The organism is Nocardia sp. NPDC050713 (genome assembly GCF_040654315.1).
Classification (GTDB): domain Bacteria; phylum Actinomycetota; class Actinomycetes; order Mycobacteriales; family Mycobacteriaceae; genus Nocardia.
In genome coordinates, this window is sequence record NZ_JBFAHS010000001.1 from 616,749 (window position 1) to 641,830 (window position 25,082).

22 protein-coding genes and 4 tRNA genes are annotated in these 25,082 nt (G+C 68.2%); 12 read left to right on the forward strand and 14 right to left on the reverse strand.

What is annotated here, in order from left to right; genetic code table 11:
• The first annotated feature begins 11 nt into the window (after nucleotides 1-11).
• From AB0H49_RS02290 to AB0H49_RS02300, 3 genes are all read left to right on the forward strand, one after another.
• Nucleotides 12-2,462: a glycerol-3-phosphate 1-O-acyltransferase gene (locus AB0H49_RS02290; protein WP_355000286.1), complete on the forward strand. Its 2,451-nt coding sequence runs from the start codon at nucleotides 12-14 to the stop codon at nucleotides 2,460-2,462.
• A complete protein-coding gene (locus tag AB0H49_RS02295) occupies nucleotides 2,459-3,982 on the forward strand; it encodes an HAD-IB family hydrolase (RefSeq protein WP_357246214.1) in 1,524 nt (507 codons plus the stop codon). The genes AB0H49_RS02290 and AB0H49_RS02295 overlap by 4 nt, the downstream gene beginning before the upstream one ends.
• 72 nt (nucleotides 3,983-4,054) lie before the next feature.
• Nucleotides 4,055-4,495: a DUF6069 family protein gene (locus tag AB0H49_RS02300; protein ID WP_357246217.1), complete on the forward strand. Its 441-nt coding sequence runs from the start codon at nucleotides 4,055-4,057 to the stop codon at nucleotides 4,493-4,495.
• Nucleotides 4,496-4,567: 72 nt separating this feature from the next.
• Here AB0H49_RS02300 and AB0H49_RS02305 read toward each other — a convergent pair whose 3' ends face one another.
• The 6 genes from AB0H49_RS02305 to AB0H49_RS02330 form a co-directional block, all read right to left on the reverse strand.
• Nucleotides 4,568-5,287, reverse strand: a complete 720-nt coding sequence (locus AB0H49_RS02305) for a polyprenol monophosphomannose synthase (protein WP_355000289.1) — start codon at nucleotides 5,285-5,287, stop codon at nucleotides 4,568-4,570.
• Between the two features lie 241 nt (nucleotides 5,288-5,528).
• Nucleotides 5,529-5,711 (reverse strand): hypothetical protein, encoded by a 183-nt coding sequence (locus AB0H49_RS02310; protein WP_067790454.1) that lies wholly within the window; start codon nucleotides 5,709-5,711, stop codon nucleotides 5,529-5,531.
• A 111-nt stretch (nucleotides 5,712-5,822) separates the two neighbouring features.
• A tRNA-Phe gene (locus AB0H49_RS02315) sits at nucleotides 5,823-5,899 on the reverse strand.
• A gap of 58 nt (nucleotides 5,900-5,957) precedes the next feature.
• A tRNA-Asp gene (locus AB0H49_RS02320) sits at nucleotides 5,958-6,031 on the reverse strand.
• A gap of 29 nt (nucleotides 6,032-6,060) precedes the next feature.
• Nucleotides 6,061-6,133: transfer RNA gene (locus AB0H49_RS02325), tRNA-Glu, on the reverse strand.
• Nucleotides 6,134-6,228: 95 nt separating this feature from the next.
• Nucleotides 6,229-6,894 (reverse strand): TetR/AcrR family transcriptional regulator, encoded by a 666-nt coding sequence (locus AB0H49_RS02330; RefSeq protein ID WP_355000291.1) that lies wholly within the window; start codon nucleotides 6,892-6,894, stop codon nucleotides 6,229-6,231.
• Between the two features lie 838 nt (nucleotides 6,895-7,732).
• On the opposite strand from AB0H49_RS02330, the gene AB0H49_RS02335 reads away from it, so the two are divergent.
• Nucleotides 7,733-7,805 (forward strand) — tRNA-Lys (locus tag AB0H49_RS02335).
• Nucleotides 7,806-7,931: 126 nt separating this feature from the next.
• Here AB0H49_RS02335 and AB0H49_RS02340 read toward each other — a convergent pair.
• Entirely contained in the window at nucleotides 7,932-8,336 is a 405-nt protein-coding gene (locus AB0H49_RS02340) for a hypothetical protein (RefSeq protein WP_355000292.1), read from the reverse strand.
• Between the two features lie 535 nt (nucleotides 8,337-8,871).
• On the opposite strand from AB0H49_RS02340, the gene AB0H49_RS02345 reads away from it, so the two are divergent.
• Nucleotides 8,872-9,837, forward strand: coding sequence for an acyl-ACP desaturase (locus AB0H49_RS02345; protein WP_355000293.1), 966 nt, complete (start codon nucleotides 8,872-8,874; stop codon nucleotides 9,835-9,837).
• A 69-nt stretch (nucleotides 9,838-9,906) separates the two neighbouring features.
• Here the strand turns inward: AB0H49_RS02345 and AB0H49_RS02350 are convergent, their stop codons facing one another.
• Nucleotides 9,907-10,476, reverse strand: coding sequence for a hypothetical protein (locus AB0H49_RS02350; RefSeq protein ID WP_355000550.1), 570 nt, complete (start codon nucleotides 10,474-10,476; stop codon nucleotides 9,907-9,909).
• Nucleotides 10,477-10,762: 286 nt separating this feature from the next.
• Between AB0H49_RS02350 and AB0H49_RS02355 the strand changes: the two genes are divergently transcribed.
• The 4 genes from AB0H49_RS02355 (at nucleotide 10,763) to phoU (ending at nucleotide 16,461) form a co-directional block, all read left to right on the forward strand.
• Nucleotides 10,763-11,605 (forward strand): SDR family oxidoreductase, encoded by an 843-nt coding sequence (locus tag AB0H49_RS02355; protein WP_355000551.1) that lies wholly within the window; start codon nucleotides 10,763-10,765, stop codon nucleotides 11,603-11,605.
• Nucleotides 11,606-11,674: 69 nt separating this feature from the next.
• Nucleotides 11,675-12,817 (forward strand): tRNA dihydrouridine synthase DusB, encoded by a 1,143-nt coding sequence (gene dusB, locus AB0H49_RS02360; protein ID WP_067790445.1) that lies wholly within the window; start codon nucleotides 11,675-11,677, stop codon nucleotides 12,815-12,817.
• Between the two features lie 252 nt (nucleotides 12,818-13,069).
• Entirely contained in the window at nucleotides 13,070-15,634 is a 2,565-nt protein-coding gene (locus tag AB0H49_RS02365; RefSeq protein ID WP_357246222.1) for an LCP family protein, read from the forward strand.
• A gap of 164 nt (nucleotides 15,635-15,798) precedes the next feature.
• Nucleotides 15,799-16,461 (forward strand): phosphate signaling complex protein PhoU, encoded by a 663-nt coding sequence (phoU, locus tag AB0H49_RS02370; protein WP_355000295.1) that lies wholly within the window; start codon nucleotides 15,799-15,801, stop codon nucleotides 16,459-16,461.
• 304 nt (nucleotides 16,462-16,765) lie between these two features.
• Here phoU and pstB read toward each other — a convergent pair whose 3' ends face one another.
• From pstB to AB0H49_RS02400, 6 genes are all read right to left on the reverse strand, one after another.
• Nucleotides 16,766-17,542 carry a phosphate ABC transporter ATP-binding protein PstB gene (gene pstB / locus AB0H49_RS02375; protein WP_067790438.1) on the reverse strand — a complete coding sequence of 259 codons (777 nt, stop codon included), beginning with the start codon at nucleotides 17,540-17,542 and terminating at the stop codon, nucleotides 16,766-16,768.
• Nucleotides 17,543-17,560: 18 nt separating this feature from the next.
• The gene (gene pstA / locus AB0H49_RS02380; protein ID WP_355000296.1) at nucleotides 17,561-18,466 is read right to left on the reverse strand and encodes a phosphate ABC transporter permease PstA; all 906 of its coding nucleotides are present in this window, start codon (nucleotides 18,464-18,466) and stop codon (nucleotides 17,561-17,563) included.
• Nucleotides 18,466-19,440, reverse strand: a complete 975-nt coding sequence (gene pstC, locus AB0H49_RS02385) for a phosphate ABC transporter permease subunit PstC (RefSeq protein WP_355000297.1) — start codon at nucleotides 19,438-19,440, stop codon at nucleotides 18,466-18,468. The genes pstA and pstC overlap by 1 nt, the downstream gene beginning before the upstream one ends.
• An 88-nt stretch (nucleotides 19,441-19,528) precedes the next feature.
• Nucleotides 19,529-20,641, reverse strand: a complete 1,113-nt coding sequence (gene pstS, locus AB0H49_RS02390; RefSeq protein WP_355000298.1) for a phosphate ABC transporter substrate-binding protein PstS — start codon at nucleotides 20,639-20,641, stop codon at nucleotides 19,529-19,531.
• Nucleotides 20,642-20,966: 325 nt separating this feature from the next.
• A complete protein-coding gene (mshD, locus tag AB0H49_RS02395; protein ID WP_357246598.1) occupies nucleotides 20,967-21,920 on the reverse strand; it encodes a mycothiol synthase in 954 nt (317 codons plus the stop codon).
• Between the two features lie 90 nt (nucleotides 21,921-22,010).
• On the reverse strand, nucleotides 22,011-22,772 hold the full coding sequence (locus tag AB0H49_RS02400; RefSeq protein ID WP_357246227.1) for a response regulator transcription factor: 762 nt from the start codon (nucleotides 22,770-22,772) through the stop codon (nucleotides 22,011-22,013).
• Nucleotides 22,773-22,947: 175 nt separating this feature from the next.
• Here AB0H49_RS02400 and AB0H49_RS02405 point away from each other — a divergent pair, with 175 nt between their 5' ends.
• The 3 genes from AB0H49_RS02405 to AB0H49_RS02415 all read left to right on the forward strand — a co-directional run bounded on the left by AB0H49_RS02405 (nucleotide 22,948) and on the right by AB0H49_RS02415 (nucleotide 25,057).
• A complete protein-coding gene (locus AB0H49_RS02405) occupies nucleotides 22,948-23,760 on the forward strand; it encodes an LmeA family phospholipid-binding protein (protein WP_357246230.1) in 813 nt (270 codons plus the stop codon).
• Nucleotides 23,757-24,206, forward strand: a complete 450-nt coding sequence (locus AB0H49_RS02410; RefSeq protein WP_357246233.1) for a thioredoxin family protein — start codon at nucleotides 23,757-23,759, stop codon at nucleotides 24,204-24,206. Before AB0H49_RS02405 ends, AB0H49_RS02410 begins: the two co-directional genes overlap by 4 nt.
• Before the next feature lie 278 nt (nucleotides 24,207-24,484).
• Nucleotides 24,485-25,057, forward strand: coding sequence for a DUF4395 domain-containing protein (locus AB0H49_RS02415; protein WP_357246236.1), 573 nt, complete (start codon nucleotides 24,485-24,487; stop codon nucleotides 25,055-25,057).
• The last annotated feature ends 25 nt before the right edge of the window (nucleotides 25,058-25,082 follow it).

Below are 25,082 nucleotides of genomic sequence, written 5' to 3' on the forward strand. Positions count from 1 at the left end.
GAAGAACATCGATGATCGATCACCGCGGCGGCTCGCCGACGAAGTCAGCTACCGCGCCCCGGTCGGTGGTGGCGCTGGTGGACGCCACCTCCGGGGTCGAGCGCGAACTGGTCGGCGCCTGGCTCGGCGACGGCGGCATCGCCAAGGAGATCGGCACCGACGCGCCGATCACCCAGCTCGACCTGGACTCGGACGCGATCGCGGACAGGCTGGTCGGTCGCCGCGACGACCCGCTGGTGGTGCCGATCCGGGTGCTCTGGCTGCCGCCCGAGCGCGACGGCGTGCGCCGGATGACCTTCGCCGATCTGGCGATGCTGACCAATCCCCGCAAACCACACTGGCTCGCGCAGCGCAAGCTGGTGCGCAAATCGCCGGACCGGCACGTGATCCTGACCGGGCAACCCGCTCTGCTGAGCGAGCTGCGCGTCAACAATCCCGAGGCCTCCGCGCTGCACGCGGCGGGAACCGCCGAGCCGTTCGCCCGCGCCATCCTGCGCGCCGCGGTGGTCGCGCTGGAACGCGCGGAGCGGTCCATCATCGGCGACCGATACAAGGTGCCCCGGCTGGTGGCCGAGGAGATCCTCGACTCCCCCGACTTCTTGCGCAGGCTGGAGCTGATCGCCGACCGGATCGGCGCGGATCCCCAGGAGGTGTATCGCCGCGCGGAGCGGGCGCTCAACGAACTGGTCGCCGCGCAGAGCCGGACGGTCTCGGATCTGTTCACCCAGGCCATGCGCCCGGTGCACGCCTCGACGTGGAAAGTCGACACCGACGACTCCGGCCTTGCCGCGCTGCGCGCGCTCAACCGCCGCTATCCGCTGGTCTTCCTGCCCTCGCACCGTTCCTACGTGGACGCGTTCGTGCTCGGTGACGTGCTGGCCCGCAACGACTTCCCGCCCAACCACGTGATCGGCGGCGCCAATCTGCGGTTCTGGCCGCTCGGCCCGATCGCGCGGCGCACCGGCACGGTGTTCATCCGGCGCAGCTTCGGCGACGACGAGGTCTACAAGGCGGTGGTCGAGGAGTACTTCGCCTACCTGGTCGCCAAACGCTTCAACCTGGAGTGGTACTTCGAGGGCGGCCGCACCCGCACCGGCAAGCTGCGCCCGCCGCGTTACGGCCTGCTCAACTACCTCGCCGCCGCGGTGCGCGCCGACCGCGTCGACGACGTCATGCTGGTCCCGGTATCGATCACCTACGAGCGACTCAACGAACTCGGCGCCATCGCCACCGAACAGGCGGGCGGCACCAAGAAACCGGAGGGGCTGGCCTGGATGGCGCGCTACATCCGCAGCCAGCAGCATTCGGCGGGCCGCGTCTACGTCCGCTTCGGCGCGCCGCTCTCGGCCCGCGACCGGCTGGCCGCGCACGGCGACCCGCTCGCTCCGCCGCGGATCTCGATTCCCTTGCACCACACCGAATCGGTCGCCGAGCCGGTCGCCGACACCGATCCGGAGACCATGGAGCGGGAACGAAAGGCCGTGCAGCGCCTGGCTTTCGAGATCGCCGTCGGGATCAACACGGTCACGCCCATCACCGTCAACTCGCTGGTCACACTGGCCCTGCTCGGCGTGGACGAGCGCGCGCTCACCCTCGGCGAGGTCCGCTCGCTGCTCGCGCCGGTGCTCGGCTACATCGAGAAGCGCGAGCTGCCCAGCGGTGAACTCGACGCGCTGCGCGACGAACCGAACCTGGCCGTTGTGCTGGAACAGCTTTCGCTGGCCAAGGTGGTGACCGTCTATCGCGGCGGCCTGGAGCCGGTGTATTCGATCGAGAGCGGCGCGCACCTGGAGGCCGCGTTCTACCGCAACAGCGCCGTGCACTGGTTCGTGAACCGGGCGATCCTGGAATTGTCGATCCTCGCCGCGGTGGATTCCGGTGCGCCCGACCAGCTTCGGACCGGATGGGACGAGGCGTTCCGGCTGCGCGACCTGTTGAAGTTCGAGTTCTTCTTCCCGGACCGCGCGGAATTCACCACCCAGATCACCGCCGAGATGCTGCTCGTCGATCCGGAGTGGAACGGACGCAGCCGCAAGGACACCCTCGGCACCGACATCCTCGGGAAGCTCACCGCCTCCGGATTCATGATGGCCCACCGCGTGCTGCGCTCGTTCTTCGACGCGCAGCTCGTCGTCGCCGAGCGGTTGGCCGCGCGCGATCCCGGCGCCGCGATCGACCGCAAGGAATTCCTCGACGAATGCGTGTCGGTGGGCAGGCAGATGCTGCTCCAGCAGCGCCTGCACAGCCCGGAATCGGTGTCCACCGAACTGTTCGGCAGTGCGCTGAAACTGGCCGACAACCACGGGCTGCTGCGGCCGGTGTCGGGGACCTCGGCCAAGGACCGCACCGAATTGATCGCGCGCCGTGCCGAATTCGCCGATCGGCTGCGCGGTATCGGGGCCCGCATCGCGCAGGCCGCGGCCCTCGACCCGTCCAACATCCCGGGGCTGGGGGCGCGATGAGCCAGGCCGCAGCCCCGCGCCCGGCCGCCGATGATCGAGGCGGATCGGGGGATGCGCCCGCCGATCTCGGCGCGATGTTGTCCGCCATCCGATCCGGGCCGCAGGGACCCGAGATCGCCGCGGTGTTCGACTTCGGCGGCACTGTCGTGGACGGGTTCCCCCGGCCGCCGCTGTATCGCAGGGCGTTGGGCGGCGGCGCGCGCGGCCTGTCCGCGACGCTGCTCGGCAGCATCCGCAACGGGCTGACCGACGGCGAGTACAGCCGCTTCCTCCAGCAGGCCGCCCAGGTGCTGGCCGGGCGGACCGAGGACGAGCTCGACGAACTAGGCGTCCAGCTGTTCCGCCGCGCCGTCTACGGGCACCTGTATCCCGAAGCGTGGCAATTGATCCGGACGCACGAGGCGGCCGGGCACACCGTGGTGCTGACCAGTTCGCTGACCAGGTTCCAGGTCGCGCCGGCCGCCGCCGCGCTCGGCGTCCGGCACGTGCTCTGCACCGAGATGGCCACCAGCGACGGCCTGCTCACCGGCTACACCGCGGGGAAGACCCTGTGGCGGCACGGCAAAGCCGACGCCGTGCGCACGTTCGCCTCGGCCAACGGCATCGATCTGAGCCGCAGTTATGCCTACGCCGACGGTGTCGCGGACCTACCGGTGCTCGCGCTCGTGGGCCACCCGGTCGCCGTCAACCCCGAACGCAAGCTGGGCGCGATGGCGACCGACAACGCCTGGCCGTCGCTGGCCTTCCGGCCGCGCAGAGCGCCTCGGCCGCTGGACTACCTGCGCACGATCGCCGGTTTCGCGGCGCTGATCGGCGGCGCGGTGTTCGGCGTGCTCGCCAAGTCGTACACCGGGCAGCGCAGGAAGATGGCCGACGCGCTGATGGCGTACGGCACCGGCGCGACGCTGCGCGCGCTCGGCGTGCGCGTCCGGGTGACCGGCGCCGAGCACGCGCGAGGGCCGCGCCCCGCCGTCTTCCTGTTCAACCACCAGAGCCAGTTCGACGTGATCATCGTGCCGAACGTGATCGGCGGCGGTGTCACCGGCATCGGCAAGAAGGAGTTGACCCGCAACCCGCTGTTCGGTCCGCTGATGCGCTTCGTCGGCGTGACCTTCATCGACCGATCGGACACCCATCGCGCCAGAGCGGCGCTGGCGCCCGTGGTCGAGACGCTGCGCGGGGGGCTGTCGATCGCCGTCTCGCCGGAGGGAACCCGTTCGTACACACCGGAAGTCGGGCCGTTCAAGAAGGGCGCCTTCCACATCGCGCACCAGGCGGGCGTTCCGGTGATCCCGGTGGTGATCCGCAACGCGGGCGAGATCTCCTGGCGCAATTCGATGATCGCGCGGCGCGGGACGGTGGACGTCGCGATCCTGGCGCCCATCGATGTGCGCGACTGGGATCCGGCGGCGATGAACGAGCAGGTCGAGACGGTACGGCAGCTGTTTCTTGCGACGTTGCTCGACTGGCCGGACACCGGATCGAGTGATATGGAACACACTGCGCCGCAACGCGATTGACCTAAACAATTCTTGAGGTTTCAAGATGAGTCTCACAACGAATTCACAGCTTCGCCTCAGGAGACCGGAACCATGTCTGTCGCACACGCCACCACCGCACCCACCATCCAGATCCCCGCCGTGAACCGCCCGGTCGCCGTCCTCGGCGCGGTCGCCGCCGGCGTGCTGGCCAACCTCGTCGTCTGGCTGATCGGCGCCGCCGCGGGCGGCTCCTTCGTCATTGTCGACGGCACGACCACCCAGGACGTCGCGCCCGGCGGCGTGATCGTCATGTCCGCCGTCCCGCTGGCGGTCGGGCTGACCGCCGCCGCCCTGCTGTCCTACCGCTGGGTGGGCGTGCTGCGGATCGCCGCGGTGGTCGGCTCGGTGTTGAGCCTCGCCACCATCGTGGGCACCGTCGCCGCCAACTTCGACACCGCGTCCACCGTGGCGCTGTCGATCATGCACGTGCTGCTGGTGCCGGTCATCGTTGTCAGCATGGAGGGCCTGCGCAAGCACCTGATCGAGCGCTGAGCCCGGCCGAGTGAGCACCGAACACAACAGAGCCCCGCCTCCGTTTCCCGGACGCGGGGCTCTGCGGTGTGGTCAGACCGAGCGGCCGAACAGCAGCTTCCACGGCATCAGCGCCGACTCCAGCTGCACCTTCAGACTCATCTTCGAGGCGCCAAGGGTGCGCTCCTCGAACCGGATCGGCACCTCGGCGATCGCGATGCCCCGCTTGACCGTCCGGTAGTTCATCTCGACCTGGAACGAGTAGCCGTTGCTCCGGATCGAGGCCACGTCGATGGCGCGCAGCGTGTCGGCCTTCCATGCCTTGAAGCCCGCGGTGGCGTCCTTGACGCCCAAGCGCAGGATCAGGTTCACGTAGAAGTTCGCCCACGCCGAGAGCGCCTTGCGGTACCACTTCCACTCCTCGGCGGTGGAACCGCCCGGGACGTACCGCGAGCCGAGCACGACGCCCGCCTCGGTGTCGCGCAGCTTCTCCAGCATGGCCGGAATCACCTCGGCCGGATGCGAGAGATCGGCGTCCATCTGAATCACCACGTCGGCGCCTTCGTCCAGCGCCCGGGTGATACCGGCGACGTAGGCGCGGCCGAGTCCGTCCTTCTCGGTGCGGTGCAGCACGCCGACCACGTTCGGCAGCTCGGCGGCCAGCTTGTCGGCGACCTCCCCGGTGCCGTCCGGCGAGTTGTCGTCGACGACGAGGACGTGCAGGTCGGCCACCGGCAGCGCCGTCAGCCGCTCCACCGCCACCGGCAGATTCTCCCGCTCGTTGTAGGTCGGCACAACAACGGTAACCCTCAAGGGTCGCCCTCCCTGCTCACCTGGTCCGGCCCGCAGCCCACGCCGGACCGCCGAGCACTCGTTCGATTCTGAGAAACCGTACTCGATCGACCTGATGGGCACCTGAGCGGCCGGACGCGGCGTCGAGGGTATTACGCGCCGTGATCCGGACCAAGATCAAGTCGCGGACCTGCGGCGACGGTCGCGCCGCCGCGCGTTCCCGCGCCGCACGAGCGAAATCTGTTGTCGCGCAGGAAGGGTTTCAGTCGCCGTCGCGCCAGGATCGGTCGCGCGCGTCCTCGCGCTCGTTGCGCGCCCGGACGATCTCCAGCGCGCGTTCGGCCGTGGCCTGGTCCGGATACGGGCCCATCCGGTCCCGGAACCAGCACTGGCGGCCCTTCTCGGCACGCTGGTGCTTCAAGCAGTAGTACCACCGTTCAGCCATGCCCCCAGCATCCCACCTCGCCGACCACCCGGCCCACGTTTCCGGACGGGACCGGGATACGCCAACGCCCGCGAAACGAAAAATCCCCCCGCCGGACCGGCGAGGGGATTGTGGTGGCCAGGGCCGGGATCGAACCGGCGACCTTCCGCTTTTCAGGCGGACGCTCGTACCAACTGAGCTACCTGGCCGCAGGCACCCGTTCCGAATGCCATACGCTAAACGCCGGATTGCTCCGGCGCTTATTTGCGACCCTGACGGGACTCGAACCCGCGACCTCCGCCGTGACAGGGCGGCGCGCTAACCAACTGCGCCACAGGGCCTTGCTCTGCTACCAACGGTCCGAAGACCGTACCCCCTACGGGATTCGAACCCGCGCTACCGCCTTGAAAGGGCGGCGTCCTAGGCCGCTAGACGAAGGGGGCTCGTCCCGGATTTCTCCGGACCGGCTTTTCAACGGGTATCCGTTGGGAGCTCGCATAGCTTATGACAGTCTCGCCGAGTTTCCCAAATCGGCTGGTCAGAGGCCCAGACCGAGCTCTTCCAGCCGTGCGGACGCGCGCCATCCGTCGACCCGGAACTTCGCGCCCCACTCCGGGGTGGACATCGCATCGACCACGACCTCGAGCACTTCCTGGAAGCGCGAGCGCAGATCGGTCGCGCCGCCCAGCAGATCGAGCATGTAGCGCTGCCCCGCGAGACCGGCCGCCAGCGTCCTGGTGAACCGGTCCGGATCGGCGTCGGCGCGCAGCTGTCCGTGCTCGATGGCGCGCACGGCCAGCACCCTGGTCGCACGGCCGAGGATGCGACCGCCGCCGGTTTGCACGTCGCGATAGAAGTCCGGCTCGATGATCAAGCGGTACTCCGCCTGCACGATGATGTCGTGCTCGAGCCGGAGCGCCATCTCGTCGATCATCCCATGCAAGGTGTCCAGCGGGCCGAGATCCGTTCTGGCGAGCCAGCGTTCGGCCGAGGACCGATACCGCTCCACCGCCGTCTCCAGTACCGCGCGTGCCAGATCTTCCTTGGAATCGAAATGGAAGTACATCGCCCCCTTGGTCGCGCGCGATCCCTCCAATATGCGGTTGAGCGATGCAGCGGCATAGCCGCTCTTCCCGAACTCAACGGCGGCGGACCTGATAATCGCCGCACGTGTCCGGCGGGCCCGCTCTTGCTGCCGTGCCATGCTCGAAACGCCTCCGAAGCCTACTCGCCGCCAATCGGTGCCCCCCATAGGAACGAACCCTTGGCGCGAAGTTATGAGTTTTATCAATACTTCAAACCGGGTTTTCGCCCAGTTTCAAACTTTCGGTACGAAAACTTGCGAAAAACCTGAAACACACCAGCTGGTATAGTTTGCCTGCCCGGGTGCGCCGCAGGGGGTGCGCACCCGGGCAAACATCGTCTCGGATCAGCCTCCTGCGGCATCGACTCCTTGTTCGCCACGATCGGCCGTACCGTTCGTGACACGTTCGGGCACAACAACGATAAGCCGAATTCCAGTTCGCCGGGTGTGGCGGCGATTCTTCCGGAATTCACCAAGGCGTCACCGTACCCGGAAACTCCTTGCGACACGCGGCAAACCGAAGAGTCAGATAGCCGCCGGACTCGGATATCTGTTACAGCAAACATCTCGCAATCAGAATCGGGCATCGCCCCGATTACCGAATTCGGCAGCGTCGCAGGGCTGTTCACCCGACCCGACCGGCAGGCTCGACGCCCGTCCGCCATCCGCGCGACCATCGCCCGCGCCGTCCACGCGCTCCCCCGAGCTTCGGTCTCCCGCCCTCTGCAAATCCAAAGTCCCTGGAAGCCAACATGATTGGATGATATCCAGTTCTACGCGGAATGAACAAAGCTGGGTGCCAAATGTTTACCGGCAGCATCGCCTCGCCCGCCTCCCTTGTTACCGCACGCGCCGCCACCACTCGAACCGCGCCGCCGACCGCCCGGCCCCACGCCCCCCGACCCACCCCCGCCCGGGTTGGGCGATACGGACCCCGCGCACTACACTTTCCCTTCGCGCCCCTATAGCTCAGTTGGTAGAGCTACGGACTTTTAATCCGCAGGTCGTAGGTTCGAGCCCTACTGGGGGCACACCGCCGCAGGCGCCCGGATCCATCCGGGCGCCTGCGGTTCTTTCTGTCCGGAGAAGGCCGAGGATGCCTCGGCTCTCGTCGGCACGTGGGGCAGATCCGCCCCGGCGTGGGGCGCGGTGCTGCCTCAACCGACGGAAAGGAAACGCCACTGCTGTATGTCGGCCCCGTTTTGGGGAAGTAGCGTGAGCTTCCATCCCCCCTGCCCGTTGGTAGGGGTGAGGGCCATGCCGTCGTAGACGATCGGCGATCGCTCGGAGTCACCGTCGATGGTCCACAGGAGGTCACTGAACCCGCACTCGGCCTGCCCGCCCTCCGACGGTTTGTCCAGCACGAGCGGCATGTTCGAGCCCTGGTTGAAGACCACGTAGACCCCGTCGCCGAGCCCATCGAACCGCCACTGCTGCCGCGGGCCGCCGTCGGCGAAGTCGACCATTCCCACGCTCGCCCCGTCGTCGCTGGTGACCGCCATCACGGATCCTGGGTCCGCGCAGTTGAATATCAGGTATATCCCGCTGAAAATCTCGGCCATGGTCTGCGTCCTCACTGTGTGAGCGCACCGCCACTGAGCTTCGAACTTCCCGGTGACGCCGCGCTGCTGTCGTAGTCGTAGGCGAATCTCCGAGTTCAGTAATCAGCATCGCATCAGGACCGGATTCCGGTGCCGAGATCACCTAGGGCAGGCGGCGGCCGAGACCGGTTGCTCGGCGCGGCGGTGCCTGAGCAGATCGGTTGCGGCACAGCGTCGAGCGTTCCCATAGCGCCTCCCAGCGCGGCGACGCAGGAGGACATCGCCACCCGGCGCTAACGCCGAAGGCCTCGCGACGATAGACCAGACGCTGCGGGCCGACGTGTCTTCTGTCACCGGACGCCAGGCTCGACGCGGCTTACACTCGGGGGGTGCGCCGAGCGTCAACGACGACGTATGAAGTGCATCACCGGGCGCCGATTCTCAGCTGGATGCGTTTCGCATCACACCTACGGTGCCGTAAGGTATGGCCGCATCAGCACGGTCTACCCGGGGGGACGACCTGCAAGCGTGCACGCACTCAATGAAGGGCTATTACATGGCAAGGGATCTGACTCAACTCGAGCTGCTCACGGAGTTGGAGCCGGTTGCCGAACAAAACGTCAACCGGCACCTCTCCTTGGCAAAGGAATGGCATCCCCACGACTACGTCCCCTGGGACGAGGGCCGCAACTTCGCGGCACTCGGGGGTGTCGACTGGGACCCGGAGCAGTCCCGATTGAGCGAGGTCGCCAAGGCGGCCATGATCACGAACCTGCTGACCGAGGACAACCTCCCCTCCTACCACCGCGAGATCGCCGAGAACTTCTCGCAGGACGGCGCGTGGGGCACCTGGGTGGGGCGCTGGACCGCCGAGGAGAACCGGCACGGCATCGTCATGCGTGACTACCTGGTGGTCACCCGCGGCGTCGACCCGGTCGCACTCGAAGAGGCCCGCATGGTCCACATGACCAACGGCTTCGCCTCCCCCACCGAGGCCGACGCCGGCTTCCTGCACTCGGTGGCCTACGTGACCTTCCAGGAACTCGCCACCCGCGTCTCGCACCGCAACACCGGCAAGGTCTGCGACGACCCGATCGCCGACCGCATGCTGCAGCGCGTCGCCGCCGACGAGAACCTGCACATGATCTTCTACCGCAACATGTGCGGTGCGGCCCTCGACCTGGCGCCCGACCAGACTCTCGAGGCCATCACGCTGATCCTGGAGAACTTTCAGATGCCCGGCGCGGGCATGCCCAACTTCCGCCGCAACGGCGTGCTGATGGCCAAGCACGGCATCTACGACCTGCGCCAGCACCTCGAGGACGTCGTGGAGCCGGTGCTGAAGAAGTGGAACATCTTCGAGCGCGACGACTTCACCCCGCGCGGCGAGGCCGTCCGCGAGCGGCTCGGCAACTTCCTGGAAAAGCTCGGCAAGGACGTCGTGAAGTTCGAGGAGCAGCGCGACCGCATGCTGGCTCGCGAAGCCAAGAAGCGCGAACTCGCAGGCGCCGCCGCGATCTGATCGCACGGTAAAAGCAAGCGCCGCCGCTGGAATCATTCCGGCGGCGGCGCGCTTTTGTCCGAACCGTATTCAGTTCAGCGGCAATGCGCCGTCGGTGCCGCCGACATCGGTGATCTTCCAATCGGAGTTCTCATCCAGCGTGACGTTGTAAGTCACCGTGGTTTGCGCGCCTTCCGGGCTCTGCGCATTCGTCGAACTCACGTTCACGAAGACATTCACCTTGTAGACGCCGTTGTCCTCGGAAACGACCTTCGCGGAAATGGGCGAGGCGGTGGACGTCCACTTCAGCGGGACCAGAATCTGCTCCAGCTTGGGCGCTGTGGCGTCGAATTTGTTCGCCAGCTGGGGAGTGGTGTTGGCCTTCAGCTTTCCGATCCACGCGTTGATGTCCTGATAATTCACCGTCGCCGCGCCGACCGCGTAATCGGTGGCGACCTGTTCGGCGCGGCGGTCCTCGGCGGCGCGCTGAGCTTGTTCGTCGAGATCGCTCTTGGCCGACCACCACAGCACGCCGAACAGCACGGTCAGCACGGCGAGGACGCCGACGGCCGCACCCCACAGCACCGACGTCACCGGGATGGAGAGCGTGGCGCCGGACTTCGGGGCGGGGGCGGGATCGTCCTTCTTGTCGAGACGCACGTCCGACGTGCTCGCACTCTGTTCCGGGGTGGCCTTGTCGTCGGCAGGCAATGGGTACTCCGATGTCGTATTGATGATGCGTTCGCGCTATAACCGCCGGTCACGGTAGGCGTCACAGCAAGGTCGCCGATGTCGCCGCTGATCGGGAGTGCGAGCGGCCGTGGTACGGCCCCCGCGATCCCACTGTCCCAGACTAAGGCGTCGAGCGCATTCGGCCGCGCGCGAGGTGCCGCCGAAGTTACCGTGGGGTTGGAGCTCATCGAGGGAGGCCATCATGGCTGCGGGCGTGGTTCTCGCTGGCAAGGTCGTGGCGATCACGGGTGGCGCCCGCGGGATCGGGCGGGCCACCGCCGAGGCGTTCCTGGCGGCGAAGGCCGCCGTGGCGATCGGGGACGTCGACGTCGAGCTGGTCGAGAAGACCGCGGCCGAGCTGGGGGCCGACCCGGACGCCAAGGTCGTCGGTCTGCCGCTGAACGTCACCGATCGCAACTCCTTCGCCGCCTTCCTCGACGCGGTGGAAGCTCAGCTCGGGCCGCTCGACGTCTTGGTGAACAACGCGGGGATCATGCCGACGGGGCTGTTCGCCGACGAGGACGAGGTGATGACCGAACGGATCATCGACGTCAACCTGCGCGGCGTCATCCACGGCAGTCGGCTGGCCACCGACCGATTCCTGGCGCGCGGCCACGGCCACCTGATCAACATCGCCTCGCTCGCCGGGACACAGGGCTTCCCCGGCCTCGCCACCTACAGCGCGACCAAGCACGCGGTGGTCGGCTTCACCTCGGCGCTGCACCTGGAGTTGAAGGAGCAGGGCGTGCAGGTGAGCGCGGTACTGCCCGGCATCGTGCGCACCGAGCTCTCGGCGGGCGCGAACATGCCGAACTGGATCGAGCCGCTCACCACCGTCGACCCGGAACAGGTCGCCGCGGCGATCGTGGACACCGTGCGGCGGGCCCGTCCGCTGGTGACGGTGCCGCGCAGGCTGGCGGCCGTCATCAAGTCCACCCAGCTGATGCCCTACCGGGTGCAGCTGGCCGTGGCCAAGCTCACCGGCGCGACCACGGCGTATACGGAACCGGACCCGGCGATACGGGAGATCTACCACCGGCGACTGCGCGGGGAGTGAATCGGCGCACGTCACGCCACGGTGCCGCCGGGTCGGGCATGCCCTGATGAGACACTGGAACGCGTGACGATGACTACCGAGGCGCCGACGACGCTGCGGATCGGGCCGTATCCGGTCGACCCGCCGGTGGTGCTCGCGCCGATGGCGGGCATCACCAACCTCGCCTTCCGCAAGCTGTGCCGCGAGTTCGGCAGCTCCACCTCCATCTACGTGTGCGAGATGATCACCGCGCGCGCGGTGGTGGAGCGCAACGAGAAGACGCTGCACATGATGTCCTTCGACGAGGACGAGCACCCGCGCTCGATGCAGCTCTACGGCGTCGACCCGGCCACGCTGGGCGAGGCGGTGCGCATCATCGTCGGCGAGGGCTGGGCCGATCACATCGACATGAATCTCGGCTGCCCGGTGCCGAAGGTCACCCGGCTGGGCGGCGGGGCGGCACTGCCGTACAAGCGAGCGTTGTTCAGCAAGATCGTGCGCGCCATGGTCGCCGCCGCCGAACCAGCGGGTGTGCCGGTGACGGTCAAGTTCCGCATCGGCATCGACGACGAGCACCTCACCTACCTGGACGCGGGTCGCATCGCCGAGGCCGAGGGCGCCAAGGCGGTAGCGCTGCACGCGCGCACCGCGGCTCAGCGCTACTCCGGCCAGGCCGACTGGTCGGCCATCGCCCGGCTCAAGGAGGCGGTGACCACCATTCCGGTGCTCGGCAACGGCGACATCTTCTCCGCCGACGACGCGGTCCGCATGATGGCCGAGACGGGCTGCGACGGCGTCGTCGTCGGACGCGGCTGCCTCGGCAGGCCGTGGCTGTTCGCCGAACTGCAAGCGGCGCTGCGCGGCGAGGCACTGCCTGAGCCGCCGAATCTCGGACGCGTCGGCGAGGTGCTGCACCGGCACGGCGCGCTGCTGTCGGACCATCTCGGCGAAGAGAAGGCCATGCGCGATCTGCGCAAGCACATGGCCTGGTACCTCATGGGCTTCCCGGTCGGCGCGGATCTGCGCCGCGCCTTCGCCACCGTGTCCAGTCTCACCGAACTCGGCGACCTGATCGGCAAGCTCGACCCGACCGCGCCGTTCCCGAAAGACGCCGAAGGACCGCGCGGACGGCAGGGTTCGCCGGGCAAGGTCGCGCTGCCGCACGGCTGGCTCGACGATCCCGACGACCCGGCGGTGCCGACGGCGGCCGATGTGATGCACAGCGGAGGCTGATCGGAGGCGGCTCCGCCGTCGCGGTCACGGGCAAACCGACACACGTCGGAATCGTCCGAGGACCAGCTGTTTCGCCAGTCTTTTCGCTACTATCCGGTTACCGATCAACAGCGAATTGGGATACGGCTTTGCGGCAATTCGATTTCGCTCCGGGCTGGCCCGCCGTGGCGGAATCGTTATCATTGGCGAAATCGGTCATGCTGGTCGAGCTCGGCGCCGGCGGGCAGCAAAGACGAAAAGCGAGGTTCGTTGGTGGGTGACGATCGGCACGGGCGCGCGCCACGGCCCGGAGGTCGCGCCCCGTGGGAGCACCATGCCACGGGTGAGAACACCGAACGAGATGGCGCACGCACGTCCCGCCGCTCCCGGCACGCCGATGCCGCGGCCGACTCCGGCTCCGCGCCGCTGACGGTCCAGGATCTGGTCGAGAAGGTCGACAACGAGCGCACCGGCCGCAGGCGCCGCGCCGACAACGCCGCCGGCCACCCGAGCCGCCGCGCCGAGACCGCGCCGGAACACCCGGCCCGCGCCGCCGCACCGGCCCGTCCCGCCGAGCCCCCGCGCCGCGCGCCCGAGAGCCCCGCCCCACATCAACGCCGCGCGCCGGAGGCTCCGCACCGCGGCACACACCAGGCTCCGCAGCACAAAGCACCGGCAGGTCCCCAGCGTGGCGTGCCGGAAGGTACACAGCGTGGCGCGCTCGAAGGTCCGCAGCGGGGCGCGCTCGATGGGACACAGCGCGGTGGGGCTCCACAACACAAAGCTCCCGAAGGTCCCCAGCGCGGCGCGCCGGAAGGTCCGCAGCGCGGCGCGGCCAAGGCTCCGCAACGCAAAGCACCGGAGGGAACCCAGCGCGGTACCCCTCGAGCTCCCCGTGCCGTAGAAGGTGCCCAGCGCGGCGCTCCTGACGCTTCGCTGCGCAATGCCACGCAGGCACCCGCCCGCCGGGCCCCCGAAGCCGCGCCCACGCGGTCCGCGCCAGGCGGCAGCCCCGACGAGAAGCGCCTTGCGGCGGCCACACCGGCCCGGCAAGCGACGCCGCGCCGCGCTCCGTCCGCCGTCGTCGACGACATCACCGGCGCCACACCCGCCGCCCCGCCGCGGCGCGTCGCCGAACCGGCCGAGCCCGAAGAGGTCACGGACGTCCTACCGCCGCTCGACGAGCCGGAGAAGCCCGAGACCGCCACCACGAAATGGCCGACGACCGAGTCCGCCGCGACCCCCGCCGCCAAGTCGGCCTCCAAGATCGCGGCGCCGCCCAAAGCCGTCGGCAGCCCGCCGCTGTCCCGGCTCGCCGCCTCGAAGCAGCGGCGCAACCGCCGGATGAAGACCGCGGGCCGGGCGGCCGCCACCCTGGTCGCGGTGCTGGTGCTGCTGATCACCGGCGGTGGCTGGAGCTACGTGCGTTCGACCACCAACAACTTCACTCAGGTCTCCGCCCTCGACGAGAACTCCGAGGACATCGTCGATTCCAACGCCCAGCTCGGTGACGAGAACTATCTGCTCGTCGGCAGCGACACCCGCGCGGGCGTCAACGGTCAACTAGGCGCGGGCACCCTGGACGACGCCGAGGGATCCCGCGCGGACACCACCATGCTCGTGCACATCCCGAAGGCCCGAAACCGAGTTGTCGTCGTGTCCTTTCCGCGCGACCTGGATGTGACAAGGCCGCAGTGCAAGGGGTGGGACAACGAGAAGGAGGCGTACACCAGCGAGACCTTCCCCTCCGCGATGGGCGACAAGCTCAACGCCGTCTACAACCTCGGCGGACCGAAGTGCCTCCTCACCACGATCCAGCGACTGACCGGCGCCTCGATCAATCACTTCATCGGCATCGACTTCGCCGGCTTCGAGACCATGGTCGACACGATCGATGGCGTCGAGGTCTGCGCGACCAAACCACTCGTCGACGATGTACTCGGCACCATCCTGGAGAAGCCTGGCAAGCAGCGCATCAACGGCGAGACGGCGCTGAACTACGTGCGCGCCAGGCACGTCTACGGTGAGGAACGCAGCGACTACGACCGCATCAACCGGCAGCAGCGCTTCCTGGCCTCGCTGCTGCGCGGCGCACTGTCCAGCAAGGTCCTCTTCGATCCGGGCAGGCTGAAGAACTTCATCGACGCGTTCAGCAAGCACACGTGGGTAGACGCGGTCGAACCCAACGACCTGCTGATGCTGGGACGTTCGCTGCAGAAGGTCGACGCGGGCGCGGTCACCTTCATCACCGTTCCCACCGCGGGCACCACGGCCTACGGCAACGAGATCCCCCGCGAGTCCGACATCAAGGCCATCTTCAAAGCCATCCGCGACGATCAGCCGTTGCCGGGCGAGAAGCCGACCGTGCACGACGATGCGCCGGCCAGCACCTCCGCCGCGCCGGAGCCGCCCAAGTACGTGGCAGTCGACCCCGGTACCGTCTCGCTGCTGGTGTCCAACGGCTCTGGGTACGACGGTCTCGCCCGCACAGCGGCCACCAAGCTGGACAACCAGGGCTTTTCGATCTACAACGTCACCAACTACGTCAACGGCACCTCCGCGACCACGAAGGTCCGCTACGGCGCCGGCCTCGAGGCCGCGGCGGCTACCGTGGCCACCGCGATCCCCGGCGCGACCATCGAAGCCACCGAGGACCTGGGCGGCATCGTCGAGGTCGTCATCGGAGCCGACTCGGCGAACGGCGTGACCGTCAAGGCGCCGACGCCGGTCGGTGACCAGATCACCAACGTCGTGACGAGCGCCTCGACGGATTCGACACCTGCCGAACTGCCCTCGGACCTGGAACACGTCAACGCGGCCGACGAGATCTGCAAGTAGGCGATGCAGCGCAGCGCAGCGGTGACACGAGTCACTCTCGCTCGGTTTGAAGCACATCGACATCGTCCGCCGGCGCGTTCGGTGTAGCTGCGCGGACGCCGAGGCACCGGCCATTCACCCTCCGTTGGTGACTTGGACAGCGCCGGGAACTAGTGTCTGGTTTTATGCGTGTCATCTACAACGAGCAAATGGCCGAGCTCGCCCACCTGCTGGGCGAGATGGCCGGTCTCGCGGGTACGGCCATGGACCGGGCCACCCAGTCGCTGCTACAGGCCGATCTGGCGCTCGCGGAGCAGGTGATCACCGAGTCCGACCGGATCGCCGAAATGATCACCGACGCCGAGGAGAAGGCGTTCGCGCTCCTCGCGCTGCAGGCTCCGGTCGCGGGCGACCTACGCCAGGTGGTCAGCGCCATCCAGATCGTGCAAGACGTGAACCGGATGGGCGCGCTGGCCCTGCACGTCGCCAAGGTCACCCGCAGGCGTCACCCGAACCACGCGCTGCCGGAATCGGTGAACGGCTACTTCGCCGAGATGGGCCGCATCGCGGTGAACATGGGCGCGGGAGCCAAAGAGGTGCTGGAGACGCGTGACCCCGAGCGCGCCGCGCAGCTCAACCAGGACGACGAGGCGATGGACGACCTGCATCGCCACCTGTTCACCCTGTTGATGGACCGGGACTGGAAGTACGGCGTCGCCGCGGCGGTGGACGTCACCCTGCTGGGCCGCTACTACGAGCGTTTCGCCGACCACGCGGTGGAGATCGGCCGCCGGGTCATCTTCCTCGTCACCGGCGTGCTCCCCGCGGACCCCGACACCGAAGCGTAGAACGCGCCGCCCGACGCGCACTGCTGCCGGGCAACAGCAGAGGGCACGCGCGGATCGCGAGCACTTCCTCGGCCCCGGCGAAACACGCCGGGGCCGAGTTGTATGCAGCACGAGGACGCCTACCGCCGACGGTCGGCGGGGCGTGCCGACCGGGACAGACAAGGGATCCTCGGCCGGGATAGGTGCGACGCCGCACAGCCGCGCGAACGCCGCTTCGGAGAACGGCCGCAAGGCCTGCCCAACGAGTTGAGCAGGCCTTGCGATGCCAATCGCCACAAGTAGGCGAGGCGTGATCAGGAAGTGGTTACCCGAAGCGACCGGAGATGTAGTCCTCCGTCGCCTTCTGGCCGGGGTTGGAGAAGATCTTCTCGGTGTCGTCGATCTCGATCAGCTTGCCCGGCTTGCCCTGCGCCTCCAGGTTGAAGAAGCCGGTCTGGTCGCTCACGCGCGCGGCCTGCTGCATGTTGTGCGTGACGATGACGATCGTGAATTCCTTCTTCAGCTCGGTGATCAGGTCCTCGATCGCGAGCGTGGAGATCGGGTCCAGCGCCGAACACGGCTCGTCCATCAGCAGCACGTCGGGCGAGACCGCGATAGCGCGGGCGATGCACAGACGCTGCTGCTGACCGCCGGACAGGCCGCCGCCCGGCTTGTCGAGGCGGTCCTTGACCTCGTTCCAGAGGTTGGCGCCGCGCAGCGAGCGCTCGGCGACCTCGTCGAGCTCCTTCTTGTTGCGCACGCCCTGCAGCTTCAGCCCGGCCACCACGTTGTCGCGAATCGACATGGTGGGGAACGGGTTCGGCCGCTGGAACACCATGCCGATGGTGCGGCGCACGCCGACCGGGTCGACGGTGGCGCCGTAGATGTCCTCGCCGTCGAGCAGCACGGCGCCCTCGACGCGGGCGCTCGGGGTCACCTCGTGCATGCGGTTCAGCGAACGAAGCACGGTGGACTTGCCGCAGCCGGACGGGCCGATGAAAGCGGTCACGCTGCGCGGCAACACGGTGAGCGAGACATCGGCGACCGCGTGGAACTTGCCGTAGTAGATGTTCAGGTCTTTGACGTCGATGCGCTTGGCCATCTGAATATCCGTTCGCTTCTATCGGTTCCGCGTGAGCAGCTTGTTGACGCCCGCCGCCGCCAGGTACAGCAGCGCGATGAGCAGGATCAGCGTGAGCGCCGCGCCCCAGACTCGTTCGCGGCCCGCCGCTTCGGGGTTGGCCAGCTCTTGGTAGATCAGCAGCGGCAGCGAGGCCATGTTGCCGTCGAAGAGGTTGGTGTTGATCGACTTCGCGTAGCCGACCAGCACGAGCACCGGCGCGGTCTCGCCCATGACGCGGGCGAGAGCGAGCAGGGTGCCGCTGATCATGCCGGGCGCGGCGGTCGGGATGACGATCCGCACGATCGTCTTCCACTTGGGGATGCCGAGGGCGTAGGAGGCCTCGCGCAACTCGTCCGGCACCAGCTTCAGCATTTCCTCGGTGCTGCGCACCACCACGGGCAACATCAGCAGCACCAGCGCCAGCGACACCGCGAAGGCGCTCTGCGGCGCGCCGAGCGTGGCGATCCACAGCGCGAAGATGAACAGCGCCGCGACGATCGACGGCACGCCGGCCAGGATGTCGACCATGAACGTGGTGACCTTGGCGAGCCTGCCTCGTCCGTACTCGACCAGGTAGACCGCGGCCATGATGCCCAGCGGCACGGCGATGATCGCCGCGACCGCCGACTGGACGATGGTGCCGTAGATCGCGTGGTAGACACCGCCGCCGAACTGATCGGGCAGGATGCCCTTCTGGGACTTCTGCCACCAGTCGACGGAGGCGATCGCGCCGATGCCCTTGCTGATCACCATCCACAGCACCCAGCCGAGCGGCACGAGCGCGATGGCGAAGCAGGCGGTGACCAGGCCGGTGGCGAGGTGGTTCTTCACCCGCCGCGCGGGGCTCACGTGCCGGAAGGTCGGGGCCTTGACCGGCTGGTCGAACTTCGTCAGCGTTGTCATCAGCCGTTCACCTTTCCGCCTGCCGCGAGCCGGGCCAGCGCGTTGACCACGAAGGTCAAGGCGAACAGCACGAAGCCCGCGGCGATGTAGGCGCCGGTCGGCAGCGGCGAACTGAATTCCGATGCCGCCGAAGCGATCTTGGAGGCGAAGGTGTAGCCGCCGTCGAACAGCGACCAGCCACCCGCCTGTGCCGAAGTGCGCAGCACGACCAGTACCGCGATGGTCTCGCCGAGCGCGCGGCCGAGGCCGAGCATCGAGCCCGCGATCACACCACTGCGCCCGTAGGGCAGCACGGTCATCCGCACGACTTCCCACTTGGTCGCGCCGAGCGCCTGGGCGGCCTCGATGTGCGAGACCGGGGTGAGGTTGAAGACCTCACGCGAGACCGACGTGATGATCGGCAGGATCATCACCGCGAGCACCACGCCCGCGGTGAAGATCGTGCCGCCGCCGGAGATCGAGACGTTGCCGTCGTCGAAAAGGAAGAACCAGCCGAGGTTCTCGTTCAGGAAGCGCTGCACCGGCTCCAGCTCCGGCGCGAGCACCAGGAAACCCCACAGACCGAAGACGATCGACGGCACCGCGGCGAGCAGGTCGACCAGCATCGCGAACGGGCGGGCCAACCCTTTCGGCGCGTAGTGGGTCAGGAACAGCGCGATGCCGACGCCGATCGGCACCGCGATCACCAGCGCGAAGACCGAGCTCAGCACCGTGACCATGAGCAGGTCACGGATGCCGAACCGCAGGTTGTCCGCGTTGCTGGTGCTGAACTCCGTGCTGGTGAAGAAGTTCACCTGGTCGGCCCTGAGCGAAGGTACCGCGCGGATCAGTAGGAACAGCGCGATCAACGCGATGGAAGCGACGATGATCGCGCCCGCGGCCGTCGCGAGCGAGCGGAATACGACCTCGGCGCGTTGGCTGTGGGGCGGACGGCTCTTCACCGGGGCCGGCTCGGTGTTCGTATCACTCGGCATCTGCGCAGTATCTCCAGCCGCCGACGGGCCCGTCGAATCCGACGAGCCCGGGGCGGTCACCTCAGGGTGCACGGTCATGGTTGTGCGATCAGGAGATGGCGTTGATCGCGGTGGTCAGGCGGGTCTTGAACTGCTCGGGGATCGGGATGTACCCGCCCTCGTCCAGGCCCTTCTGGCCGTTGGTTACGGCCGAGGTCAGGAACGCCTTGACAGCCTCGCCGACGGCGGCGTCGCTGTACTTCGAGCAGACGATCTCGTAGGTCGCCATCATGATCGGGTACGAGCCCGCGGCGGTCGGCTTGTAGAACGAGCTGGTGTCGAGGACCAGGTCGTTGCCCTCGCCCTTGATCTTCACGCCGTCGATGGCCTTGCCCGCGGTCTCGACCGACAGCTTCACCGGGTCCTTACCGGCGGAGGTGACGATCTGCGCGACGGAGAGGTTCTGCGACTTGGCGAAGGACCACTCGTTGTAGGTGATCGAGTTCTTGGTGCTCTTGATCGCGGCCGAGGTGCCCTCGTTGCCCTTGGCGCCCTCACCGACGCCGCCGTTGAAGGTCTTGCCCGCGCCCTTGCCCCACGCGCCGTCGGAGGCGGCGTCCAGGTAGAGCTGGAAGTTGTCGGTGGTGCCCGACTCGTCGGAGCGGAAGATCACGGCGATCTTCTCCGAGGGGAGCTTGGCGTTCGGGTTGAGCGCCTTGATCTCAGGCGCGTCCCAGGTGGTGACGGAGCCGTTGAACACCTTGGCGGCGGTCGGGCCGTCGAGCACCAGGTCGGTCACGCCGTCGATGTTGTAGGTGATCGCGATCGGGCCGAAGACGGTCGGCAGGTTCCATGCCGGGGCGCCGCAGCGCTCCTGAGCCTTGGCCGGCTCTTCCTTCTTCGAGCTGAGCGGGGAGTCGGAGCCGCCGAAATCGGTCTGGCCGCCGATGAACTCGTTGACGCCCGCGCCGGAGCCGCTGGAGGTGTAGTTCAGGGTGTAGCCGTCGCAGTTCGCCTCGTAGGCGGCGATGAAGCGCTCCATCGCGTTCTTCTGCGAGGACGCGCCACTGGCCTTCAGCGACTTCTTGCCGCCGCAGGCGACGCTGGTGTTGGCGGCGTTGCTCGGGTCGCCGGTGGTGTTGTCGTCGCTGCCACAGGCGGCAAGGGGCATGGCGACGGCGGCCAGCACACCGACCAGGGCGCTGCTGCGCTTGAGATTCACTATTCCTCCGGGAATCGCGTCCGACACGCCCGGTCCCTCACCGGCCCGGGCGGGTGTTGTGGTGCTGTTCGCGGGGAACTCGCGCACCAGGCAGCGGCTGCACTGCCCTTAAGTAACGTAAAGTCGCCCGGTTGACAGTTGGACCAAGCTGAGTGAACGCGAGGTGAACACACCGGCGCGATTGCGTCTGTTTTGTGTGACATTTGCCGCAGCTTTACTGGACAGCCCCGACAGGTCACTTTCGCGCCATGCGCCGTTCGGGATTCGGCCGAATTGCGTCAGGCGCCCGACCCGCTTCGCGATCGGCGACGAGCCGTTCGATCCATCAGGTCCGATCGGATGCCGGCACCGCGTAGGCGACGTCGACGTGGGCGGTGGTGAAGCCGAGGCGGGTGTAGGTGTGGACGGCGGCGGTGTTGTCGGCTTCCGTGTACAGCAGGACCTCCGGGAGGCCGCGGTCGCGCAAGTGGTGCAGGCCCGCGAGGGTGAGGAGGCGGCCGAGGCCGCGGCCTTGGGCGGCGGGATCGATGCCGACGATGTAGACCTCGCCGACCGGCGGATTCTCCTCGTGGTGCACCTTGGTCCAGTGGAAGCCGAGAACGCGCGAGGGATCGTCGGCGGCGGTGGCGATGAACAGGCCTTTCGGATCGAACCACGGTTCGGCGCGGCGCATTTCGATATCGCGCTCGGTCCAGCCGCCCTGCTCGGGATGCCAGTGGAAGGCGGCGTTGTCGACGCGCAGCAGTTCGGCGTCGTCGGCGGGGCCGGAGTAGGTGCGCAGCACGATTTCGTCCGGCACCGTCAATTCGGGTAGCTCGGGCGTTGCCAGCGGGCGGCGCATCTGCCACAACTCGCGCGCGGTCACCAGGCCCAGCCGCGCCGCGACCGCCTTGGCCGCGGGCCGATCGCCGTGCGCCCACACCCGCGCCCCCGCCCCGCCTGCCGCCAGCGCGGCCCGCACGAGTTCGGTTCCGACACCGCTCCCCCGCGCCTCCGTATCCACGGCCGCTTCCGCCATCGCAGGGTGCTCACCGTGCGCCGCAACGAGATTGGCGTATCCGACGATCGCGCCCGCCCGCTCGGCGACCAGATGTCGCGCCGCACCTTTTTCGCGCAGCGAGAGCACGGCCTGCTCGGAGACGGGGGCGACACCGTCTGCGGAGGTCGCCCGCCCGAGCAATTCGCGCACCGCCAGCGCGGTGCGGTCATCCAGCTCGTCGGCCCATCGCACGTCGACCACAACTACCCCTCTCCGATCAGACGCCACCCAGGATGCCATCGCGCGCGGAGCCAGCTCGACCCCGCGTCGACCGAAGGCGCCCCGAGCCGGTCTCACCCACTGAAGGTGACATTCGGTCCACCGCGTGGACTACTGCACCGAACCGTTGACCGGCGTCAGGGCGGAGTCGTCGCCCTCGCTGTCGTCGTCGGGGAACGTGACGGGCTCGCCCTTGGCGGCGGTGCGGGCAGGGCGGACCGCCTTGTAGCCGACATTGCGGACCGTGCCGATGAGCGATTCGTATTCGCTGCCGAGCTTGGCGCGCAGGCGGCGGACGTGCACGTCGACGGTGCGGGTGCCGCCGAAGAAGTCGTAGCCCCACACCTCTTGCAGCAGCTGGGCGCGGGTGAACACCCGGCCCGCGTGCTGGGCGAGGTACTTGAGGAGTTCGAACTCCTTGTAGGTGAGGTCGAGCGGGCGCCCGCGCAGCCTGGCCGTGTAGGTGCCCTCATCGATGACGAGCTCGCCGAGGGTGATCTTGCCGGAGTTCTCGGGGCTCGCCACACCGCCGTTGCGGCCGACGAGCAGGCGCAGCCGGGCGTCCAGTTCGGCGGGGCCGGTGCCGGGCAGCAAGATGTCGTCCAGACCCCAGTCCGCGTTCACCGCGACCAGGCCGCCCTCGGTGAGCACCGCGACGACCGGCACCGACGAGCCGGTGCTGCCGAGCAGGCGGCAGAGTCCGCGCGCGGCGGCGAGGTCGGTGCGGGCGTCGACCAGCGCGACATCGGCGGTACCCGCCTCCAACAGCGACGCCACCTCGGTCGGGGCGGGCCGTACGTTGTGCGCGAGCAGCGCGAGCGACGGCAACACCGACTCGGGGTTGGGGTCGGAGGTCAGCAGGAGCAGCTCCACAAGCCCTCCTCCCATCTCGTAGCGCCGGGGCAACAGCAGCGTTGCCGAAAGCCACATCGCTAATCCATAGGTAATCGAGTGCAAGATTAGCGCGTCGACCCCGATGACCTCGCCATCCGGGTGACCGGTGAGACCGTCGCGACCCGCGCGGCGCCACCGCATTACTGTTCATGGCATGCGCAAGCTGATCATCGGACTGCTGTGTCTCGCGGGTTTGGCGGTCGTCGTCGATTTCGGCGCCGCCGCCTACACCGAGTACCGCGTCTCGCGCACCCTGCGCGAGGGAGCCGATCTCAGCGCCGACCCCGAGGTGACCATTCACGGCTTCCCGTTCCTCGGCCAAGCCCTCGACGGTCGGTACCAGAACATCGTGATCCGCGCGGCCGTCGTCCGCCCCGACATTCCCGGCGAGATCTCGGTGGACGCGACGCTCACCGGCGTGCATGCGAGCATGAGCGACCTGGACGACGGCAACGTGCGCAAGGTGCCGGTGGAGAAGGTCCAGGCGGCGATGCGCATCGAACCGGTCGAACTCGGTCGCCTCTTCAATATCCCCGACCTGCAAGTGCATTCGCGCCCAGCGGACAAATCGGACGGAACGGGCGGCTCCGGTGGCACCGGCATGACGACCGAGGGCGCGCTGGTGCTCACCGGCACGCTGCCCGGCAGCACCGCGCAGCCCGGCAAGTCCGGCGCGCAGAACGGTGACAAGGTCGCGGTGCAGGCCGAGCTGACGCTCGACGACGACCAGGTCAAGATCGTCGCCACCGGCTTCTATCGCAGCAGCGACACCGACCTCACCACCACGGCCATCGTCCCCGAAGCCGATCGCCCCGCCGTCCTCGCGCGCTTCACGCGCACTATCGATACGAAGGACCTGCCCTTCGGCGTGCGCCCGACGAAGGTGTTCGCGCTGGGCGGGCAGATCCTGGTCGAGGGCAAAGGAGAGAACGTGACGATCGACCTGGACCGACTGCAGAGACCATGACCGAAATCACACTGCTCGCACTCGTTCTGATCACCGCGCTCGCCGTCGGGCTGGCGCTGCGCGGCCGCCACGGCAAGCTGCGCGCCGCCACTCCCGCCGCCGATGCCGACTCCGCGCGCGCCGATCTGCTCGCCGGGGTGGGAGTAACCGGTTCGGGTCCGGCGGTGCTGCACTTCTCCGCCGACTGGTGCGGACCGTGCGCCGCGGTTCGCCGGGTGGTTGCTGGAGTCGCTACGGATCTGGCGGAGACCCCGCGCCCGCCGCAGGACATCGAGGTCGACATCGACGCCGAGCCCGCGCTGGCCAAGGAGCTGAACGTACTGTCGCTGCCGACGACGTTCGTCTTCGATATCGAGGGCAAGGAGCGCTTCCGTATTTCGGGCGTGCCGAAGGCGGGCGATCTCCGCTCCGCGTTGGCCCCCTTGACGGGGCAAAACCAGTCCTGACGCCGCCGGATGGCGACTGTGACGTACCCCGGGTCCAATTCTCCGTCCCAATTGGGTAAACTGCCTCTCGTGCAAGCCAACCACGAGCTGATGCTCACCCGACGCCGCACAGTTGATCTGTGTCGCCTCGGTGGTTGTTGCTGCCTGTGCCGCTGATCGGTCGGCTTTCCAGTCTTTCCTGACGCCGACCGCTGCCCGCCGCGCGAGTGATCTCACGATCCCCCGGCGAACTGGCAACTTTCCAGCCAATCAACGCATTCAGCGCAGGAGTACGCACAATGTCCACCGAAACCCGGAACACTTCCGGATCCCGAGCCATTCCCCCAGCGATCGACCGCGTCGACGTGCGCGGCCCGCGTTTCGCCGCCTGGGTCACCACCGCCGTTCTCGTCCTGGTTCTGGTTGCCGCGGCCGTCTCGCCCGTCGCCGCTGGCGTCCTGATCGCGCTGCAGGCGGTCGTCTTCGCGATCGGCGCGGCCGCCGGTCCGCGCAAGCACCCGTACGGCCGGATCTTCGCCGCCTTCCTCGCGCCGCGCCTCGCTCCCACCAGCGAGACCGAGCCGACGCCGCCGCTGCGATTCGCGCAGCTGCTCGGCTTCGTGTTCGCGGCCGTCAGCCTGCTGGGCTTCGCGCTCGGCTCCACAGTCGTCGGCGCGGTGTTCGCCGGCTTTGCCCTGTTCGCGGCGTTCCTGAACGCGGCGTTCGGGATCTGCCTGGGCTGCCAGATCTATCCTCTGGTCGCCCGCCTCCGCCGGAACAGAGTCCACGGCGCCGTCCGCGGGCCCTCCGTGGTCACGCAGGCTTCCGCCTCCGGGCCTGACGCTCCCACCGCGGTCTCGGCACCGAACTGACCCTGCAAGTCATATCTGAAAGGAA

Excerpts from the sequence above, each read along its gene's own strand:
- AB0H49_RS02410 (WP_357246233.1), top strand. The coding sequence starts at position 23,757 with ATGACCGAAATCACACTGCTCGCACTCGTTCTGATCACCGCGCTCGCC.
- pstC (WP_355000297.1), bottom strand. The coding sequence starts at position 19,440 with ATGCCGAGTGATACGAACACCGAGCCGGCCCCGGTGAAGAGCCGTCCG.
- AB0H49_RS02330 (WP_355000291.1), bottom strand. The coding sequence starts at position 6,894 with ATGGCACGGCAGCAAGAGCGGGCCCGCCGGACACGTGCGGCGATTATC.
- AB0H49_RS02290 (WP_355000286.1), top strand. The coding sequence starts at position 12 with ATGATCGATCACCGCGGCGGCTCGCCGACGAAGTCAGCTACCGCGCCC.
- AB0H49_RS02340 (WP_355000292.1), bottom strand. The coding sequence starts at position 8,336 with ATGGCCGAGATTTTCAGCGGGATATACCTGATATTCAACTGCGCGGAC.
- AB0H49_RS02295 (WP_357246214.1), top strand. The coding sequence starts at position 2,459 with ATGAGCCAGGCCGCAGCCCCGCGCCCGGCCGCCGATGATCGAGGCGGA.
- AB0H49_RS02405 (WP_357246230.1), top strand. The coding sequence starts at position 22,948 with ATGCGCAAGCTGATCATCGGACTGCTGTGTCTCGCGGGTTTGGCGGTC.
- pstB (WP_067790438.1), bottom strand. The coding sequence starts at position 17,542 with ATGGCCAAGCGCATCGACGTCAAAGACCTGAACATCTACTACGGCAAG.
- pstA (WP_355000296.1), bottom strand. The coding sequence starts at position 18,466 with ATGACAACGCTGACGAAGTTCGACCAGCCGGTCAAGGCCCCGACCTTC.
- AB0H49_RS02300 (WP_357246217.1), top strand. The coding sequence starts at position 4,055 with ATGTCTGTCGCACACGCCACCACCGCACCCACCATCCAGATCCCCGCC.
- AB0H49_RS02415 (WP_357246236.1), top strand. The coding sequence starts at position 24,485 with ATGTCCACCGAAACCCGGAACACTTCCGGATCCCGAGCCATTCCCCCA.
- AB0H49_RS02345 (WP_355000293.1), top strand. The coding sequence starts at position 8,872 with ATGGCAAGGGATCTGACTCAACTCGAGCTGCTCACGGAGTTGGAGCCG.
- phoU (WP_355000295.1), top strand. The coding sequence starts at position 15,799 with ATGCGTGTCATCTACAACGAGCAAATGGCCGAGCTCGCCCACCTGCTG.
- dusB (WP_067790445.1), top strand. The coding sequence starts at position 11,675 with ATGACTACCGAGGCGCCGACGACGCTGCGGATCGGGCCGTATCCGGTC.
- AB0H49_RS02310 (WP_067790454.1), bottom strand. The coding sequence starts at position 5,711 with ATGGCTGAACGGTGGTACTACTGCTTGAAGCACCAGCGTGCCGAGAAG.
- mshD (WP_357246598.1), bottom strand. The coding sequence starts at position 21,920 with ATGGCATCCTGGGTGGCGTCTGATCGGAGAGGGGTAGTTGTGGTCGAC.